The following is an 18,045-nucleotide window of genomic DNA, read 5'->3' as shown; positions in this document are numbered from 1 at the left end:
GTCCTGCATCGAACCACCGTCATTTCCCGGAGCGCCCCGTCAGACGGGGCTGACATGGAACCGAGCGCGATGGCCGCGCAATTGCTTATCCAACAAGTTGCCGCTATTCTACCGTGCAATGCACCATTTTGCGATTCTGCGCATGAGCGACGCCATCACTCCCGGAAATTCCCCTGCACCCGCCCCTGAGGCCCCCGCCGCGCCGGTCAAACCGGTTGCCGCACGGCCCGTCTTCATCGTCTCCGATGGCACAGGGATTACGGCCGAAACGTTTGCGCATTCGATCCTCGCGCAATTCGAGATGCGTTTCCGTCAGATTCGCGTTCCGTTCGTGGATTCCGTCGATAAAGCCTATGAAACCGCCCAACGCATCAATGAAATGTATCGGACCGAAAACGTTCGTCCGATCATTTTCAGCACGTTGGTGGACGCCAGGGCCAACGAGATCCTGCGCAATTGCCAGGGCGTGATTCTCGACATGTTCCAGACGTTTATCGAGCCGCTGGAGCAGGAACTCAATCTCAAGTCGATGCATGCCATCGGCCGCGTGCACCAGAACGCCGACAGCGAAGCGTACAAGAACCGGATCGAGGCGGTGAACTTCTCGCTCGCCCACGACGACGGTCAGTCCAACAAGAATCTGCAAAGCGCCGACGTGATTCTCGTGGGCGTGTCGCGCAGCGGCAAGACGCCGACGACGCTCTATCTCGCCATGCAGTACGGCGTGAAGGCGGCCAACTATCCGCTGATCCCGGACGATTTCGAGCGAGAGAAACTGCCCTCCACGCTCGACCAGTACAAAGAAAAGATTTTCGGACTTTCCATCGATCCGCAACGGCTTTCGGAAATCCGCAACGAGCGTCGTCCGGGCAGCAAGTATGCGTCGCTCGAAAACTGCCGCTACGAGGTCAACGAAGCCGAGGCGATGATGCGTCGCGAAGGGATCAAGTGGCTCTCGTCGACGCACAAGTCGATTGAAGAAATCGCGACGACGATCCTTCAGGAAATCAAGCTGGAGCGCGACGTTTATTAAACTCGACCGACGCCCGCCTGAGATCCATTCACGACGATGGCAACGCAAAAGGGACGCATAAGCGTCCCTTTTTCATTTGCACCGGGTGACTACGACAACCGCTGTCGCACCGCTTCAAATAAGCAAATGGCGGCGCACGCTGCGACGTTCAACGACTCCATCCCGCCCGGCTGAGGAATGCGGATCGGCGTCTGCACACGTTCGAGCCAATGGGGCGACACGCCCGCCCCTTCGTTGCCGAATACCCACGCCACCGGACTACGCAAATCCTGCTCGTAAAGCGACGTACTTGCTTGCAGGCTTGTCGCCAGCAACGGCACCGACAGGCGCGGTGCCAGCGAATCCGGCGTGCAATGCTCGACGATGTTCAAAGAAAAATGCGCCCCCATGCCCGAGCGCAACACCTTGCTGGACCACGTAAGCGCCGTGCCCGACATGCAGTAGACGTCGCGCACGCCTGCGGCCGCCGCGCTGCGCAGGATCGAACCTACGTTACCGGCGTCCTGCACGGCATCGAGAATCACGCAATCCGTCGTCTGCGACGCCGGCAGACGCCCCGAAGGCATCTCCACCACGAAGAGCAGCGACACCCCGTTGACCAGCGTCGACAACGGCTCGAACAACGCCTCGGGCAAACACACGCGCCGATCCGCCTCGACCCGCGCCCAAATCTGCGCGACTTCGTCGTTATCCAACGCCGATTCTGCCGCCACGCAAACGAGCGGTTGTCCCAGCGCACCGAGATAAGCATCGGCAAGATGCACGCCTTCGAGCAGCGTCTGCCCCAGCTTGCGGCGCTGCTGGTTCGACTGCGCGAGTAGCTTCAGGCGCTTATAGAAGGGATTATCTTTGGAACTGATGAGCTTCATGACGTACGGACCACGCGTGACACTGTCAACGTGCCGAAAATTTCAAACGCTTCGCGCACAGGCGCAAACGACTGGCGATGATGCGGACTCGGCCCGTGCGTGCGTAGCGCTTCGAGGTGCCTGGGCGTACCGTATCCGACGTGCTCGTCGAAACCGTACTGCGGAAACTCTTCGTGAAGTGCCGCCAACTGACGGTCACGTGTGACTTTCGCCAGAATCGACGCCGCCGAAATCGCGGGCACCTTGTCGTCCCCCTTGATCACGGCTTCGGCACGCATCGGCAACACGGGGCACCGATTGCCATCGATAAGCGCCAATGCCGGCACACGCGAAAGACCATTCACCGCGCGCTGCATGGCAAGCATCGTCGCATGAAGGATATTCAGGGAATCGATTTCCGCGACGCTCGCCTCGGCAATGCAAAATGCCAGCGAGCGCTCGACGATTTCCTCGTAAAGCGCCTCGCGACGAAGTGCCGTGAGCTTCTTAGAATCGGCCAGCCCTTTGATCGGACGCGACGGGTCGAGAATCACCGCCGCTGTCACGACCGGACCGGCCAGCGGTCCGCGACCGACCTCGTCCACACCGCAGGTCAGATCGGCGGCGATATCCGCGAACAGATCGAACGCCATCTGCGGAGGCGGAGCGTTCGCCGTACGCGTTCGCGGCTTCACGGCGGGAGACGTTACGCTATCGCTCACGGCAGTTTTGCGCGTCGTCCGACGCACTTTCACGTCGCCCGTCATAACCGCCCCTTTTCGCGTAGTACCCGCTCGATGACTTCCGCCGAACGCGCCGCCGTGTTCTGACGCAATTCCTCGTGAATCTTCGTAAAACGCGCTTGTAGCGATGCGCGCAGCGCCGGATCGGTCAATTGCTGCCAGACGGCATCCGCCAGCGCTTCGGGCGTTGCGAAATGCTGCAACAGCTCCGGCACGACGAACTCGCCGCAAAGAATGTTCGGCAAGCCGACGTAAGGCAAATAGCCCTGACGCTTCATGATCTGCGCCGTCAGCCAGGGCACCTTGTATGAGATCACCATCGGCTTTTTGTACAGCGCAGCCTCCAGCGTTGCTGTCCCGCTTGCAAGAAGCACGCTGTCTGCGGCTTCCAATGCCAGCGGCGCACGTCCGTCGATCACCGTCAGATTGAGGTCGCTGTGGGCATCGAAAATCGGCTGCATCAGCACGCGCAGACGGGGCGTTGCAACCGGCAGGACGAATCGAATCGACGGCTCTCGTTTGGCCAGCAGACGCATCGCCGCGAAAAACACCGGCGTGAGACGCTGCACTTCAGACGTACGGCTGCCCGGCAGAATCGCAACGACAGGCCCGTCGCCCTGAAGCCCCAATGTGGCGCGCGCCCCTGCGACGTCGGGCACCATCGGAATCTTGTCCGCCATCGGATGACCGACGAACGTGGCGTCGATTCCGGCGCGGTGATAGATCTCGGGCTCGAACGGAAACAGACACAGCATGTGGTCGACGGCGCGCTTGATCTTCTTGATGCGTCCACCACGCCACGCCCAGATCGACGGGCTCACGAAGTGAATCGTCGGAATGCCCGCTTCACGCAGCTTGATTTCGAGATCGAAGTTGAAGTCCGGTGCATCGAAGCCGACGAACGCGACCGGCTTTTCCGCCAGCCAGCGCTGGCGCAGTTGCTTTCGAATCGAGAGGATTTCGCGCAGATGCTTGATGACTTCGACATAGCCCATGACGGAGAGCTTGTCGATCGGCCAATAGGCGTCGAAGCCCTCTTCCGCCATATGCGGACCGCCGACACCCGCGTATGCGATGTCGGCCGGAAGACTCTGCTTGAGACCGGCAAGCACGTTGCCGGCAATGAGATCGCCTGACAGCTCCCCGGCCACCATCGCCAGGGTTCGCTGGCCGGCGCCGGGAAGGGTCGGCGACATAGGTCAGCGCACGATACCGCGCGTGCTTGCGTTGAGGAAATCGAGCAGTGCGCGCACCGCCTCGAAGACGTCCGGAGCGCCGGCATTGCCGAAGGCTTCGATCTGCACCTTGGCTTCGTCCAACGTCAACCCACTCTTGTAGAGCAGCTTGTACGCGTGGCGCAGTGCCGTGATTGCATCGGCGGAAAAACCGCGACGACGCAACCCTTCGACGTTGATGCCGTACGGCACCGCTCGGTCACCCGAAGCGATCACGAACGACGGCACGTCCTGCACCAGCACCGACGCACCGCCCACCATCGAGTGAGCACCGATACGCACGAACTGATGCACACCGGTCATACCGCCGATGATGGCCCAGTCGTCGACATGGACATGGCCCGCCAACTGCGCATTGCTCGAAAACACCGTGTGATTACCGACATGGCAATCGTGCGCGATATGCACGTAAGCCATGATCCAGTTGTCGTTGCCGACACTCGTCAGGCCACCATCTTGCACCGTACCGGTGTGGATGGTCGTGAATTCGCGAATCGTATTGCGGTCGCCGATGATGAGCTTGGTCGGCTCGCCCGCGTACTTCATATCCTGCGGACTGCCGCCGACCGATGCGAACGGGCCAATCTTGTTGCCCTCGCCCAGCGTCGTATGACCGTCGATCACCGTATGCGCAAGAATCTGCGTACCCGCGCCGACCGTCACGTTCGGGCCGACAATCGCGTACGGACCGACAACAACGTCGGCCGCCAGTTGCGCCTTCGGATCGACGACGGCAGTGGAATGAATGTTCGTCATGAGCGTCTCAGTTCCGGTTATTCGCCGTTCTTCTTGACCATGCACATGAACTCGGCTTCGGCAGCCAGCTTGCCGTCCACCGTTGCCTCACCCTTGAACTTATAAAAGCCGCGCTTGTGGCTGATGAAATCGACCGAGAGAATGAGCTGATCACCCGGTTCGACCGGACGCTTGAAGCGTACGTTCTCGATACCCACGAAATAATAGAGCGTGTTTTCGTCGTGCACCGCCTCTTCCGAGAAGGTGAGCAACGCTGCGGCCTGCGCCAACGCTTCAACGATCAGCACACCCGGCATCACCGGACGCTGCGGGTAATGACCGGTGAAGTACGGCTCATTGATCGTGACGTTCTTGATGACCTTGATGTTCTTGTGCGGCTCCAGTCCGATCACGCGATCCACCATCAGCATCGGATACCGATGCGGCAGCAGCTTCATGATCTTGTGGATGTCGATAGTAATAGTGGTCTCGCTCATTTGTCTTGCAGGTCCTTGACCTTCGCTTCAAGTTGACGCACGCGGTCGCGCATCTTGTCCAGATTGCGCATGATCGCCGCGTTTTTATTCCATTCGGCGTTCGGGATGGCCGGAAACGCGCTGGTGTAAGTGCCCGGCCCGGGAATCGATTTCGATACCCCCGACTTTGCGGTCACGATAACCTTGTCGCCAAGCGTCACATGGCCCGCGATGCCGACATTGCCGCCCAACATGCAGAATTTACCGATCGTGCTGCTACCGGCAATACCGGTGCATGCCGCAATGACCGTAAAGGCGCCGACACGCACGTTGTGTGCGATCTGCACCTGATTGTCGATCTTGCAGCCGCGCTCAATGACGGTATCCGCCATGGCACCACGGTCGATGGTGGTCGACGCGCCGATCTCGACGTCATCTTCGATCACCGCACGCCCCACCTGCGGAATCTTCACCCATTCGCCGCCCGTCGCGGAGAAATCGGGCGCAAAACCGAAACCGTCCGACCCGATGACGGTGCCCGCGTGAATCACGCAACGCGCACCGATCACACTCGTGTGATACAGCGTGGCGTTCGGATAGACGAGCACATCGTCACCCAGCGTCGTGCCTCGGCCGACGAACACATTCGCCATCAGACGGACACGCTCGCCTAAACGCACGCCCGCTTCGATCACGACGTTCGGTCCGATCACGCATGAGGCCGGTACGACGGCAGTCGCATCGACGACGGCACTCGGATGGACGCCAGCAGGCGGCACCGGTGTCGCCGCGTCGGCGAACATCTGCGCCACGCGGGCGAAGTACGCATACGGATTCGGCGCGACGATCCACGCACGGCCTTCATGCGAAGGCAGCTTGTCGAAGTCGGCTTTGGAGAGAATGACAGCAGCCGCACCCGAGTTGGGCACTTCTGCGAGATAAAGCGGATTGGACAGGAAGGCCAGTTGCTTTACACCCGCGCGATCAAGCGGCGCCAGGCCTTCCACGGCAACGTTGCCATCGCCCACCAGCTCGCCGCCAAAGCGTGCGACCAGTTGGGCTAGCGTGACGGATGGGGTGGACGACGATCCCGACATGGAATGCCCGCCCGTCACTTGCCGCTAGTGCCGCCACCCGAACTTGCGTTCAGCGTCTTGAGCACCTTGTCCGTAATGTCGATACGCGGGCTGACGTAGACCGCTTCTTGCACGATCAGATCGTACTTTTCCGTCTCGGCAATCTGCTTGATGACGCGGTTCGCGCGATCGAGCACAGCCGCAAGTTCTTCGTTACGACGCTGGTTAAGGTCTTCACGGAACTCGCGTTGCTTGCGCTGAAATTCGGTGTCGGCGGCGGCCAGATCACGCTGACGCTTGGCGCGCTCGGCGTCGCTCAACGTCGGATTGTCCTTGTCGAGCTTGTCCGACATCGCCTTGAGACGTTGGGCCATGTCTTGCAGCGCCTTGTCTCGCGTGGAGAACTCGGCCTCAAGTTTGGCTTGTGCGGCCTTGGCCGGCGTGGAATCGCGCAAAATGCGATCCGAATTCACAGCGGCGATGCGCGCATCCTGAGCCGTGGCAGCGAAAGCCGCACCGGCCAGCAACGCCGCGGCGACGCCGCGAAGGCAATGCTTACGGATACCGTTCAATGTATTACCCCTTACAACGATGAAACGTTCGGAACCGGTCGATCTGCCGTTATTAGAACGACGTACCGACCTGGAACTGGAATTTCTGATACTGGTCGCCCGTCTTCTTGACGAGCGGGAAGCCCATCGAGAGCTTGAGCGGGCCAATCGGCGAAATCCACGACAAACCGAAACCGTAAGAATAGCGCAGGTTATTGAAGGTAATCGCCTGGCCGTTATCGAACACGTTACCGCCGTCGAAGAACGTAAAGATACGCAGCGTACGATCGTAACCCGTGCCCGGCAGCGGGAACGTCAGTTCGACGTTACCGATCAGCTTCGATGCACCCCCCAGCGGTTCGCCGTTGGTATCCTTCGGACCCAGCGAGCTCGGCTCATAACCACGCACCGAACCGATACCGCCCGCGAAGTAGTTCTTGAAAATCGGGAACGGCTGACCGCCCATACCGTGGCCATAACCGACTTCGCCGTTAAGCGCCAGCGTGAAGCCGCGGCTCACCGGGTAGTAGTACTGGTGCTGGTAGTACGCGCGGAAGTACTTGGTCGTTCCGATCGGCGTACCGATTTCGATGTTCGCCTGTTGGTAGTGACCGCGGTTCGGGATCAGCGCGCTGTCACGCGAGTCGCGCGACCAGCCCACCGTCAGCGGATAGTTGTTGCTGACGTAACCGAACTGGTTCGCATAGTCGATGTAGCGTTGCGGCGTCGTGCCGTCGCTCGTCAGGTGCAGACGCGTCTGCTCGAAGCCCAGACCGAAGAAGACCGTGTCGACTTCCGAGAACGGCACGCCGAACTTCAGGTTGCCACCGAGCGTATTGATACGGAAATCCGAATCGCTCGTCAGCAGCAGCGGCTGATACGTACGGTAGTAGATGTCGGTAATCCGGCTCACACCGTCAACCGTGAAATACGGGTCGACTTGCGTGACGGCCAACGTACGGTACGTCTTACCGGTGTTCACGTTCACGGACAGCGACGTACCCGAGCCGAACACGTTGTCCTGACTGACACCCGCCTGCAACACCACCTTGTCGGTCGAGGAGAAACCGGCACCGACGTTGATCGTACCCGTCGGCTTTTCTTCCACCTTCACCTGGAGGTCGACCTGGTCGTTCGAACCGGCCACCGGCTCGGTCGTCACGTTCACGTCGGTGAAGTAACCCAGACGGTTGATACGGTCCTGCGACAGCTTCAGGCGGTCGGCGTCGTACCACGAGCTTTCGAGCTGACGCAGTTCGCGGCGAATCACTTCGTCACGCGTACGCGAGTTGCCCACGATGTTGATCTTGCGCACGTACACACGACGGCCCGGATCAATCGTCAGATTCAGCGCGACGGTGTGGTTGTTACGGTCGATGTTCGGCTGGGCGTTCACGTTCGCAAATGCGAAACCGTAGTTGCCCAACAGATCGGAGATAGCTTTCGTGCTGGCTTGCAGCTTGGCCGCCGAGAAGGTATCGCCAGCCTTGAGTTGAATGAGCTTCTGGATGTCGTCCTGCTTGCCGAGCATTTCGCCCGTCAGCTTGACGTCCGACACCTTGTAGGGCTCGCCCTCGTGGATGTTGATCGTGAGGAACATCTCGTCCTTGTCCGGCGTGATCGAGACGTCGGTGGAGTCGATGTTGAATTCCAGATAACCGCGATTCAGATAGAACGAACGCAGCTTTTCCAGATCGCCCGTGAGCTTGTCCTTCGAGTACAGGTCGTTCTTCGAGTACCACGACAGCCAGTTCGGCGTGCCCAGTTCCATCTCGGCCGTCAGGTCCGACGACGAGAAGGCCTTGTTGCCCACGAAGTTGATCTGCTGAATCGTCGCCTTGGGGCCTTCCGTCACGGCGAACTGGATGCCCACGCGATTGCGCTCGAGCGGCGTGATCGTCGTCTTGACCTCAGCAGCGTAGTAACCGCGCGTAAGGTATTGACGCTTGAGTTCTTGCTCAGACTTGTCGAGCAGGTTGCGGTCGAAGGTGCGACCTTCGGTCAGGCCGACCGAGCGCAATGCCTTCTTCAGACCGTCTTTGTCGAATTCCTTGATGCCGAGGAAGTCGATGGAAGCAATTGCGGGACGCTCGTTGACGTGCACCACCAGCACGCTGCCTTGCGCTTCGACGCTCACGTCCGAGAACAGGCCCGTGGCATAAAGGGCACGAATTGCTTCGGTGCCCTTATCATCGTTGAACTTGTCACCGGGTTTGACCGGGAGGTACGAGAAGACGGTACCGGGTTCAATACGCTGCAAGCCCTCCACTCGGATATCCTTGACCACAAACGGCTCGACGGCCCGTGCCAGGAAACTGTGTGCCGCCAGAACCGCAATCACCAGGGTCTTCGGAACAAGGTGGTATTTATTCGACAACTTGCTTCCCCAAGAAACAATTGAATCGTAAAAACTCGGATTTGCCTGCGACCGGCAGGCACGTGACGCTGTCCTAGTGCAACAACTTCGACAGGTCGTTGAAAAGTGCTACGGCAGAGAGCGCAAGGATGCAAACGATGCCCACTCGTTGCAGCGCGCCCTGCCACCGTTCGGAAACTGCCCGACCGGTAATCGCTTCGACCGCATAATATAACAGATAGCCACCGTCCAAAACCGGAATCGGCAATAGATTCAATACGCCGAGGCTAATGCTGACAAGCGCCAGAAAGGCGATGAAATAATCCAGACCGAGCCGAGCCGAACGCCCTGCGTAATCCGCAATCGTCACCGGACCGCTCAGATTCTTGAGCGACGCCTGCCCGGTGATCATCTTCCCAAACATGCGCACGCTGAATGCCGTCACGTCCCATGTGCGCTGCGCCCCGCGGCCAATCGCCTCGAACAGCCCGTAGCGGACAGTCACCGAATCGACCTGACTGGCCAGCGCGGCGCCGATCTTGCCCACGCGCTCACCTCCCGCCGTTGCCGAATCGACTTCCACATTAGGCGTCAGCGTGACGTTTCGAGGGCTGCCGTCCCGACGCACCGTCAGGGTCATCGGCTTGCCAGGGTGGGCGCGAACGGCATCGACAAGTGCCTTGGCCGAGGTCACGGGAGTGCCGTCCACCGCCGTAATCTCGTCGCCCACGCGTAACCCGGCAAGTCCCGCAGCACCGCCCGCGATGATCTGCCCTACCTTGACACGCGCCGAAGGCACCAGGCCCAGACGCTGCATGAAGTCCTGTTCGCCGTCCGCATCGAAATGCTGCCCGGCCGCGTCCAGCGTGTATTCCGCACGGCCGTCACGCGTGCGCGCCACCAGCGTGACTCGCTGTCCGTCTATCATCGGGTCGACCAGACGCCAGCGAAGATCTTCCCAGGAGCGCACAGCCGCTTCCTCGCCAACGGCCTCATCGGGACTTCTGCCGTTTTCCCGCACCCCGGTGATCAGTTCGCCGCCGGACAGCCCTGCACGGGCCGCGAGCGTGCCGGCCGCCGGCGGCGCGATTCGCGCGACAGGCTCCGTCACGCCAGCAAGATTCAGGCTCGCATAGAGGGCAATGGCTAGGAGGAAGTTGGCGACCGGACCGGCCGCCACAATGGCGAAACGCTTGTAGACAGACTTTTGATTGAACGCCCGCGCCCGATCTTCCGGGGCGACGATCTGCGTTTCGTCGCGCTCGTCGAGCATGCGCACGTAACCGCCGAGCGGCAATGCGCAGACCGTCCATTCGGTGCGGTCACGCCCCATCGTCCATTTGAGGAGCGGCATCCCGAAGCCCACGGAGAAGCGCAGAACCTTCACGCCGCAAAGCCTTGCGACCGTGTAGTGGCCCAACTCATGGAACACCACCAGAACACCAATGGCGACGGCGAACGCTAGCAACGTGGTCAGCAGATTCATGAGCGAACGAGCCCCGGGGAAATTACGACATGGGCAGCGGCGTCAGGAACGCGCTGGTGCAGGCAAACCGGCAACAATCTCCGTCGCCAGTTCGCGGGCACGACGATCGGCTTCAAGCACGACCTCGAGCGAGGTAGCCTCACCGACGGCGACCGTGTCGAGTACGCGCTCGACCACCTGCGCAATCGCGGTGAAACGGATGCGTCCTTCCAGGAACGCCGCCACGGCCACTTCGTTGGATGCATTGAGCAAGGCACCCGCCGTACCGCCGCGATGCAGCGTGTCGAACGCCAGACGCAAACACGGGAAACGGCGCAGATCCGGCGCTTCGAACGTCAGCTTGCCGATGTCAGCCAGATTCAGCCCGGCAACACCAGACGTCACCCGGTCCGGAAATGCCAGCGCGTGAGCGATCGGCGTGCGCATATCGGGGTTGCCGAGCTGCGCCAGTGTCGAACCGTCGGTGTACGTGACCATCGAGTGAATCACGCTTTGCGGATGGATCAGTACCTCGATCTTCTCCGGCGGCATATCGAACAGCCAGTGCGCCTCGATGACTTCAAGACCCTTGTTCATCATGCTCGCCGAATCCACCGAGATCTTGCGCCCCATCACCCAGTTCGGATGTGCGCATGCCTCGTCCGGCGTCACGTTCTCGAGCGACGCCAGTTCGCGCTCGCGGAACGGGCCGCCCGAAGCGGTCAGCACCAGTTTCTCGACACCACGCGTCGAAATACGGCTCTCGCCTGCCACTTGCGGCAAGCATTGGAAAATGGCGTTGTGCTCGCTATCGAGCGGCAGCAACGTGGCGCCGGCGCGTTCGGCTGTCGCCATGAACAGCGCACCGGAAAGCACCAGCGACTCTTTGTTCGCCAACAGAATGCGCTTGCCTGCGCGTGCCGCAGCAAGCGTCGATTGCAGACCTGCAGCACCCACGATGGCCGCCACGACCATTGTGACTTCGCCGGCCTCGGCGATTTCGATCAGCGCTTGCGGACCGTACGTCACGTCGATCTTCAGGCCTGCCTCGGCCAGACGCGCCGACAGCGCGCGTGCGCCATCCGCGTCGGCCACGACCGCCACTTGCGGACGATGGGCAACACACTGCTCAAAAAGACGATCGAGATTACGGTGCGCCGACAGCGCGTAGACCGAGAAGCGATCCGGATGACGCCCCACGACATCGAGCGTGCTAACGCCGATGGAGCCAGTGGAGCCGAGAATGGAAAGACGTTGCGACATGATCAGACGAAGAGCATAGCCAGCGGGAGCACCGGGAGCAGCGCATCGATTCGATCGAGCACACCGCCATGACCGGGCAGCAGCGCGCTGGAATCCTTCACGCCGGCTTGCCGCTTGAGTTGAGATTCGAACAGATCGCCCACGACCGAGAAAGCCACCAGCACGGTCAACGCCAATGCGCCGAGTGCGAGGCCCAACGTGCTGGCGAGATGAGAAACGATGGTCGGCGCCTGCAATCCGCTGGCGAGCACTGCCGCAGCAACCACAAGGACCAGCAGCCATCCGCCGATGGCACCTTCCCACGACTTTCCGGGGCTGATGGACGGCGCGAGCTTGCGTTTGCCGAAAGCACGCCCGGCGAAATAAGCGCCGGTGTCGGCGAGCCAGACAATCACGAGCACCGACAGCAGGAAGGCGACGCCGCGCTCACGCGCGAGGCAAAGCGCCTGCCAGGCGGCAATCAGCAATACCGGCCCCGCTACCAGCAATAGACCACGCCACGCGCCTTGCGTCGCGGGCTTACGTGCAAGGGTATAGGGGCCAGCGAGAATCCAGAAGACGGCGGCCGGCTTGAGCCAGATCGACGACAGCGTCCAGCCACCCGCCCAGGTCAACCCGACACCCAGCAGAGCCAACGCGCCATAAAAAACGGCGCCCGTGCCGTTCAGGCCGACCAGGCGCCCCCACTCCCACCCGGCAGCCGCAACGATCGCGGCCGCGAGCAACGCGAACTGCGCCGGCGTACCGACGAAGATCACGGGCAAAAGGATGGCGAGAAGTACGACAGCGGTAATAACGCGTGTCTTGAGCATCAGGCGGATTGTCCCGAGGGGTTCTGGACTTGCGCGCTGGTACGGCCGAAACGGCGTTCGCGCTGCTGAAACTCGGCGACTGCCCGCTTAAGCGTATTGGCGTTGAAGTCCGGCCAGAATTCTTCGGTGAAATACAGTTCAGTGTACGCCAGTTGCCAAAGCAGAAAATTACTGACGCGCTGATCGCCACCGGTGCGGATAAAGAGATCCGGCTCCGGCGCATAGGCCATGCTCAGATAGGGCGCGAGATCGTCTTCCGAAAACGATGCATCGAGCGCGGCAGCCCCACCCTGCGCAACACGCACAGCGGCGAGCTTCTGAGCTGCCTGGAGAATATCCCACCGCCCACCGTAATTCGCGGCGATGGTCAACGTGAGACCTTTATTGTCCTGCGTACGCTCTTCCGCACGCCTGACGAGTTCCTGAATGCGCGGCTCGAACGCTTCGAGCGCACCAATGACGCGAAGACGGATGCCGTTGCTATGCAGCTTCCCCACCTCGCGCTCGAGCGCAAGAATGAAAAGCTGCATGAGCGTCGAGACTTCATCCTGCGGACGACGCCAGTTCTCGGAACTGAACGCGAACAGGGTCAGGTACTCGACGCCAAGCTCGGCACATGCCGTCACCGCTTCACGCACGGCGTCAACACCACGCTTGTGCCCCGCAACGCGAGGCAATTTACGACTGGTAGCCCAACGCCCGTTGCCGTCCATGACGATGGCAACGTGGCGCGGGATGCTCGCTGTCTCAGGAGCAGAAAGCGTAGAGCTGAGAAAACCCATTGAGTTACGGCGCGGAGTCGGGCGCGGAAGTCTGCGGAGATTGAGCGGTAAGTGCCGTGAGCACTTAAACCGTCATGATCTCGGCGTCCTTCACCTTCACCAACTCGTCGATTTCGGCGACGAACTTGTCGGTGAACTTCTGGACATCGTCGCCACCACGGCGCTCGTCGTCTTCAGAAATTTCCTTGTCCTTCACCATCTTCTTGAGCTGCTCGTTCGCGTCGCGGCGCAGGTTACGCACGGCAACCTTGGCGTTTTCGCCTTCCGACTTGACCAGCTTCGTCATTTCACGACGACGCTCTTCGGTCAGTTGGGGCATCGGCACACGAATGATATCGCCCTGCGTGGCCGGGTTCAGACCCAGATCCGACTCGCGAATGGCCTTTTCGACCTTCTGGACCATGCTCTTTTCCCACGCTTGCACGCCGATCGTACGAGCATCGACGAGCGTCACGTTGGCCACTTGAGAGATGGGTACCATCGAACCGTAATAATCGACCTGGACGTGATCGAGCAGGCCAACGTGCGCGCGGCCGGTACGAATCTTCGCCAGGTTGTTCTTGAACGACTCGATCGAGCTCTTCATCTTCTGCTCGACATTCTTCTTGACGTCAGCAACGCTCATGGCAACCTCCAAACCTAAATTGTTACGCAAACATAAATGATACGGCGTCGACGCGCCAACGCGCGCGGACGCCGCAATTTGAACTCAAACGTGGACGAGCGTTCCCTCGTCTTCGCCGAGGATGACGTGCTTGAGCGCGCCCGGCTTCACGATCGAGAAAACGCGCACCGGCATCTTCTGATCGCGGCACAGCGCGAAAGCCGTCGCGTCCATGACCTGCAGGTTCTTCGAGATCGCCTCGTCGAAGCTGATGGTCGAGTACTTCACTGCGTCCGGAACCTTCTTCGGGTCGGCCGAGTACACGCCGTCGACCTTGGTCGCCTTGAGCACGACTTCGGCACCGACTTCCGAGCCACGCAGCGCAGCGGCCGTGTCGGTCGTGAAGAACGGGTTGCCCGTGCCAGCGGCGAAGATCACGACTTTACCCTCTTCGAGCTGACGAATCGCGCGGGGGCGGATATACGGCTCAACGACCTGGTCCATACGCAGCGCGGATTGCACACGCGCTTCGATGCCAGCGTGACGCATTGCGTCCTGCAGCGCCAGGGCGTTCATCATCGTGGCGAGCATGCCCATGTAGTCGGCCGTCGCGCGGTCCATACCTGCGGCACCGCCTGCCACACCCCGGAAAATATTGCCACCGCCGATCACGACGGCCAATTGCGTGCCCAGGCGAACGACTTCGGCAATGTCGCCAACCATCCGTTCGATGGTTGCGCGGTTGATGCCGAACGAATCGTCACCCATGAGGGCTTCACCAGAGAGCTTGAGAAGTACGCGTTTGTAAGGAGTAGACATGGCGGTCCTTAAGAAGTCTGGTCGGGCACTGTTGGGGTATTCTGGATGAAACAACGGGGACGACACCGCCGCCCCCGGATACTACGGTACTGCGCGAATTACGACTGTTGCTTTGCAGCGGCCACTTGAGCAGCCACTTCTGCAGCGAAATCGTCTTGCTTCTTCTCGATGCCTTCGCCGACCACGAACATGGTGAAGCCCTTGACCGTGGTGTTGTTGGCCTTGAGCATCTGCTCGACGGTTGCCTTGTCGTCCTTCACGTACGTCTGGTTGAACAGCGAGACTTCCTTCAGGAACTTCTGCACGCTGCCTTCCACCATCTTGGCGACGATCTCGGCCGGCTTGCCCGATTCGGCGGCCTTTTCGGCAGCAACCTTGCGTTCCTTCTCGATCAGATCTGCCGCGACCTGATCGCCCGACACGGCGACCGGCTTCATGGCAGCGATGTGCATCGCGACGTTCTTGCCCACTTCTGCGTCAGCACCTTCGTACTCGACGATCACGCCGATACGCGTGCCGTGCAGGTACGATGCCAGCTTGCCCGACGTTTCGTAACGCTGGAAGCGACGAATCGTCATGTTTTCGCCGATCTTGCCGATCAGGTCGGTACGGATGCCATCAACGGTCTTGCCGTCGAGGGGCAGCGCCGACAGAGCAGCGACGTCGGCCGGGTTATTCTCGGCGACCAGCTTGGCGACGTCTTCTGCAAACTTCAGGAAGTCGTCGTTCTTCGAGACGAAGTCGGTTTCGCAGTTGATTTCAACTACGGCACCCTTGCTGCCGTCGATGTAGGCCGAGATCACGCCTTCAGCAGTGATACGGCTCGAAGCCTTGCTGGCCTTGCTACCCAGCTTGACACGCAGGATTTCTTCAGCACGCACCATGTCGCCGTCGGCTTCGGTCAGCGCCTTCTTGCATTCCATCATCGGCGCATCGGTCTTGGCGCGCAGTTCGCCCACCATTGCTGCAGTAATTGCCGGCATATCGTTACTCCTGTATATCGAATCAGTCGGGAGAGGGTTTCACAAGAGCGGCCTCACTGCCCGCCCTTGGCGCCCCACTCACCCAACGCGGGGAAATCGGACTAAAAAAAAGGGGCGCCACAAGCAGCCCCTTTTGTTACGCAGCGGTGGCCGCTTACGCCTCTTCGTTCACTTCGACGAACTCGTCGCCTTCGCCGCGAACGGCTTCGACGACTTCCTTGACGGCGTTTGCACGGCCTTCGAGGATTGCGTCAGCAACGCCTTGCACGTACAGCTCGACAGCCTTGCTCGAGTCGTCGTTACCCGGGATCACGTAATCCACACCTTCCGGCGAGTGGTTCGTATCGACCACGGCGATCACCGGAATGCCCAGCTTGTTGGCTTCCGTGATGGCGATCTTGTGGTAGCCGACGTCGACGACGAAGATGGCGTCGGGCATGCCGCCCATTTCCTTCACGCCACCGATCGACTTTTGCAGCTTGGCCATTTCGCGATCGAACAGCAGCGCTTCCTTCTTGCTCATGCGCTCTTGCTCGCCGGCTTCCAGAGCCTGCTCCATGTCCTTGAGCTTCTTGATCGACGACTTCAGCGTCTTGAAGTTCGTCAGCATGCCGCCCAGCCAACGATTGTTGACGTAAGGCATGCCGGCACGTGCTGCGGCTTCCGCCACGATGTCACGCGCCTGACGCTTCGTGCCCACGAACAGGATCGTGCCGCGGTTTGCTGCGAGTTGACGCACGTACTTCAGCGCGTCCTGGTACATCGGCAACGTCTTTTCGAGGTTGATGATGTGAATCTTATTGCGATGGCCGAAGATATAGGGGGCCATCTTGGGGTTCCAGAAACGGGTTTGGTGACCAAAGTGGACGCCCGCTTCCAGCATCTGACGCATCGTGACAGACATGTGATTCTCCGTGAGGGTTAGGTCTTAGACCGGCTGCCGTACCCGTTTCGTCAGACTGCCATACAGCTTTGCATGACCCGCCTGCGAAGATCGGGCACCCTGGGTGCGCCGGCCCGCGATTTCAAAATTTCTAAGCCGAGAAGACAGATCGTTACCCGACGAATCACCGAATTCGGCGCCTTTAGGCACCAACTTGGGGCCAAACACCCCAAAACTCCGGCGAATCGCACAAAAAACCAAGGGGAAACCCTTGAGCATATTGACAACTCGTCCTCGACTTAGCCCGAGATTATAGCATCGCACCGGGCCATCACTCAAGAGGCTCGTGAACTTGCGATGACGGACCCCAAATGCCCGGTTTGCGCGGCATACCGGGCGGTTCGACATCGCCTCCGACGACGCCATCGGAACCGCGGAAATCCCTCGTCGGAATGCTCCGAAATCCACGCCGGACAAGGGCAAAACCCGGCCAAAACCCTCCATTGGTGCGATAATGCGTCACTGTTTCCGCAATTTGCCCGATTCCGCAATGGCCATCACTCTCAAAAATGCCCACGACATTGAAATGATGCGCGTCGCTTGCCGCCTGGCCAGCGAAGTGCTCGATTTCATTACGCCGCACGTGCGCGCCGGCGTCACCACCGGGGAGCTCGACCGCCTCTGCCACGAATTCATGATTAAGGAACAGGGCACCGTCCCTGCCCCGCTGAACTACCAGCCGCCCGGCTACCCGCCCTACCCCAAAGCCACCTGTATCTCGGTCAATGACGTGATCTGCCATGGCATTCCGGGCGACAAAGTGCTCAAAAACGGTGATGCGCTGAACATCGACATCACTGTCATCAAGGACGGCTACTTCGGCGACACGAGCCGCATGTTCATCGTCGGCGATGGCACGATCCTGGCCAAACGTCTGGCACAAGTCACCTATGAGTGCATGTGGCTTGGCATCAACCAGGTGCGTCCGGGCGCGCATCTTGGCGACATCGGTCAGGCGATCCAGACACACGCCGAGGCGCAGGGCTACAGCGTCGTGCGCGAATATTGCGGGCACGGGATCGGTCAGGTGTTCCACGAAGATCCGCAAATCCTGCACTACGGACGCCAGGGCACTGGCCTGGAATTGCAGGTCGGCATGATCTTCACCATTGAACCGATGATCAACGCTGGCAAGCGCGAAATTCGGACGATGCCGGATCAATGGACCGTCAAGACGCGAGATCGTAGCCTGTCGGCCCAGTGGGAACACACCGTGCTGGTGACGGAGACGGGCCACGAGGTGCTGACGCATTCGGCTCAGACGCCCGCACCGCCGCCGGGCTCGTCGTACGTCACGTCGTTCGCAGCAGCAGCCTAACAA

General features: G+C 60.4%; 18 protein-coding genes. 2 read left to right on the top strand and 16 right to left on the bottom strand.

What is annotated here, in order from left to right; genetic code table 11:
• Positions 1–142 precede the first annotated feature (142 nt).
• The gene (ppsR, locus tag NTU39_RS12210) at positions 143–1,033 is read left to right on the top strand and encodes a posphoenolpyruvate synthetase regulatory kinase/phosphorylase PpsR (protein WP_150666411.1); all 891 of its coding nucleotides are present in this window, start codon (positions 143–145) and stop codon (positions 1,031–1,033) included.
• A gap of 89 nt (positions 1,034–1,122) precedes the next feature.
• Here the strand turns inward: ppsR and NTU39_RS12205 are convergent, their stop codons facing one another.
• From NTU39_RS12205 to rpsB, 16 genes are all read right to left on the bottom strand, one after another.
• Positions 1,123–1,902, bottom strand: a complete 780-nt coding sequence (locus tag NTU39_RS12205) for a TrmH family RNA methyltransferase (RefSeq protein WP_150666410.1) — start codon at positions 1,900–1,902, stop codon at positions 1,123–1,125.
• Positions 1,899–2,534: a ribonuclease HII gene (rnhB, locus tag NTU39_RS12200; RefSeq protein ID WP_257960078.1), complete on the bottom strand. Its 636-nt coding sequence runs from the start codon at positions 2,532–2,534 to the stop codon at positions 1,899–1,901. Before rnhB ends, NTU39_RS12205 begins: the two co-directional genes overlap by 4 nt.
• A gap of 110 nt (positions 2,535–2,644) precedes the next feature.
• The gene (gene lpxB, locus NTU39_RS12195) at positions 2,645–3,820 is read right to left on the bottom strand and encodes a lipid-A-disaccharide synthase (protein WP_174985100.1); all 1,176 of its coding nucleotides are present in this window, start codon (positions 3,818–3,820) and stop codon (positions 2,645–2,647) included.
• A gap of 3 nt (positions 3,821–3,823) precedes the next feature.
• Positions 3,824–4,615, bottom strand: coding sequence for an acyl-ACP--UDP-N-acetylglucosamine O-acyltransferase (gene lpxA, locus NTU39_RS12190; RefSeq protein WP_150666408.1), 792 nt, complete (start codon positions 4,613–4,615; stop codon positions 3,824–3,826).
• Positions 4,616–4,632: 17 nt separating this feature from the next.
• Entirely contained in the window at positions 4,633–5,091 is a 459-nt protein-coding gene (gene fabZ, locus NTU39_RS12185) for a 3-hydroxyacyl-ACP dehydratase FabZ (protein ID WP_039398720.1), read from the bottom strand.
• Complete coding sequence (gene lpxD / locus NTU39_RS12180) at positions 5,088–6,167, bottom strand: UDP-3-O-(3-hydroxymyristoyl)glucosamine N-acyltransferase (protein ID WP_150666407.1); 1,080 nt, start codon at positions 6,165–6,167, stop codon at positions 5,088–5,090. The genes fabZ and lpxD overlap by 4 nt, the downstream gene beginning before the upstream one ends.
• A 14-nt stretch (positions 6,168–6,181) precedes the next feature.
• Positions 6,182–6,718 carry an OmpH/Skp family outer membrane protein gene (locus tag NTU39_RS12175; protein ID WP_373275379.1) on the bottom strand — a complete coding sequence of 179 codons (537 nt, stop codon included), beginning with the start codon at positions 6,716–6,718 and terminating at the stop codon, positions 6,182–6,184.
• 52 nt (positions 6,719–6,770) lie between these two features.
• Complete coding sequence (gene bamA, locus NTU39_RS12170; protein ID WP_174985097.1) at positions 6,771–9,074, bottom strand: outer membrane protein assembly factor BamA; 2,304 nt, start codon at positions 9,072–9,074, stop codon at positions 6,771–6,773.
• Positions 9,075–9,147: 73 nt separating this feature from the next.
• Positions 9,148–10,539, bottom strand: coding sequence for an RIP metalloprotease RseP (rseP, locus tag NTU39_RS12165; RefSeq protein ID WP_150666405.1), 1,392 nt, complete (start codon positions 10,537–10,539; stop codon positions 9,148–9,150).
• Positions 10,540–10,581: 42 nt separating this feature from the next.
• Positions 10,582–11,781: a 1-deoxy-D-xylulose-5-phosphate reductoisomerase gene (gene ispC / locus NTU39_RS12160; RefSeq protein WP_257959904.1), complete on the bottom strand. Its 1,200-nt coding sequence runs from the start codon at positions 11,779–11,781 to the stop codon at positions 10,582–10,584.
• 2 nt (positions 11,782–11,783) lie between these two features.
• Entirely contained in the window at positions 11,784–12,593 is an 810-nt protein-coding gene (locus NTU39_RS12155) for a phosphatidate cytidylyltransferase (RefSeq protein ID WP_257959903.1), read from the bottom strand.
• The gene (gene uppS, locus NTU39_RS12150; RefSeq protein ID WP_257959902.1) at positions 12,593–13,375 is read right to left on the bottom strand and encodes a polyprenyl diphosphate synthase; all 783 of its coding nucleotides are present in this window, start codon (positions 13,373–13,375) and stop codon (positions 12,593–12,595) included. Before uppS ends, NTU39_RS12155 begins: the two co-directional genes overlap by 1 nt.
• A 64-nt stretch (positions 13,376–13,439) precedes the next feature.
• Entirely contained in the window at positions 13,440–14,000 is a 561-nt protein-coding gene (gene frr, locus NTU39_RS12145; RefSeq protein WP_150666401.1) for a ribosome recycling factor, read from the bottom strand.
• Between the two features lie 84 nt (positions 14,001–14,084).
• Positions 14,085–14,798 carry a UMP kinase gene (pyrH, locus tag NTU39_RS12140; RefSeq protein ID WP_039398734.1) on the bottom strand — a complete coding sequence of 238 codons (714 nt, stop codon included), beginning with the start codon at positions 14,796–14,798 and terminating at the stop codon, positions 14,085–14,087.
• A gap of 98 nt (positions 14,799–14,896) precedes the next feature.
• Positions 14,897–15,781: a translation elongation factor Ts gene (tsf, locus tag NTU39_RS12135; RefSeq protein ID WP_257959901.1), complete on the bottom strand. Its 885-nt coding sequence runs from the start codon at positions 15,779–15,781 to the stop codon at positions 14,897–14,899.
• A gap of 154 nt (positions 15,782–15,935) precedes the next feature.
• Entirely contained in the window at positions 15,936–16,685 is a 750-nt protein-coding gene (gene rpsB / locus NTU39_RS12130) for a 30S ribosomal protein S2 (protein WP_039398738.1), read from the bottom strand.
• Positions 16,686–17,214: 529 nt separating this feature from the next.
• Here rpsB and map point away from each other — a divergent pair.
• A complete protein-coding gene (gene map, locus NTU39_RS12125; RefSeq protein WP_257959900.1) occupies positions 17,215–18,042 on the top strand; it encodes a type I methionyl aminopeptidase in 828 nt (275 codons plus the stop codon).
• Positions 18,043–18,045 lie beyond the last annotated feature (3 nt).

Origin of the sequence: Pandoraea commovens (assembly GCF_024704525.1) — a bacterium.
Classification (GTDB): domain Bacteria; phylum Pseudomonadota; class Gammaproteobacteria; order Burkholderiales; family Burkholderiaceae; genus Pandoraea; species Pandoraea commovens.
Note: the sequence above shows the minus strand (reverse complement) of the source record. Positions and strands in the feature narration are given on the sequence as shown.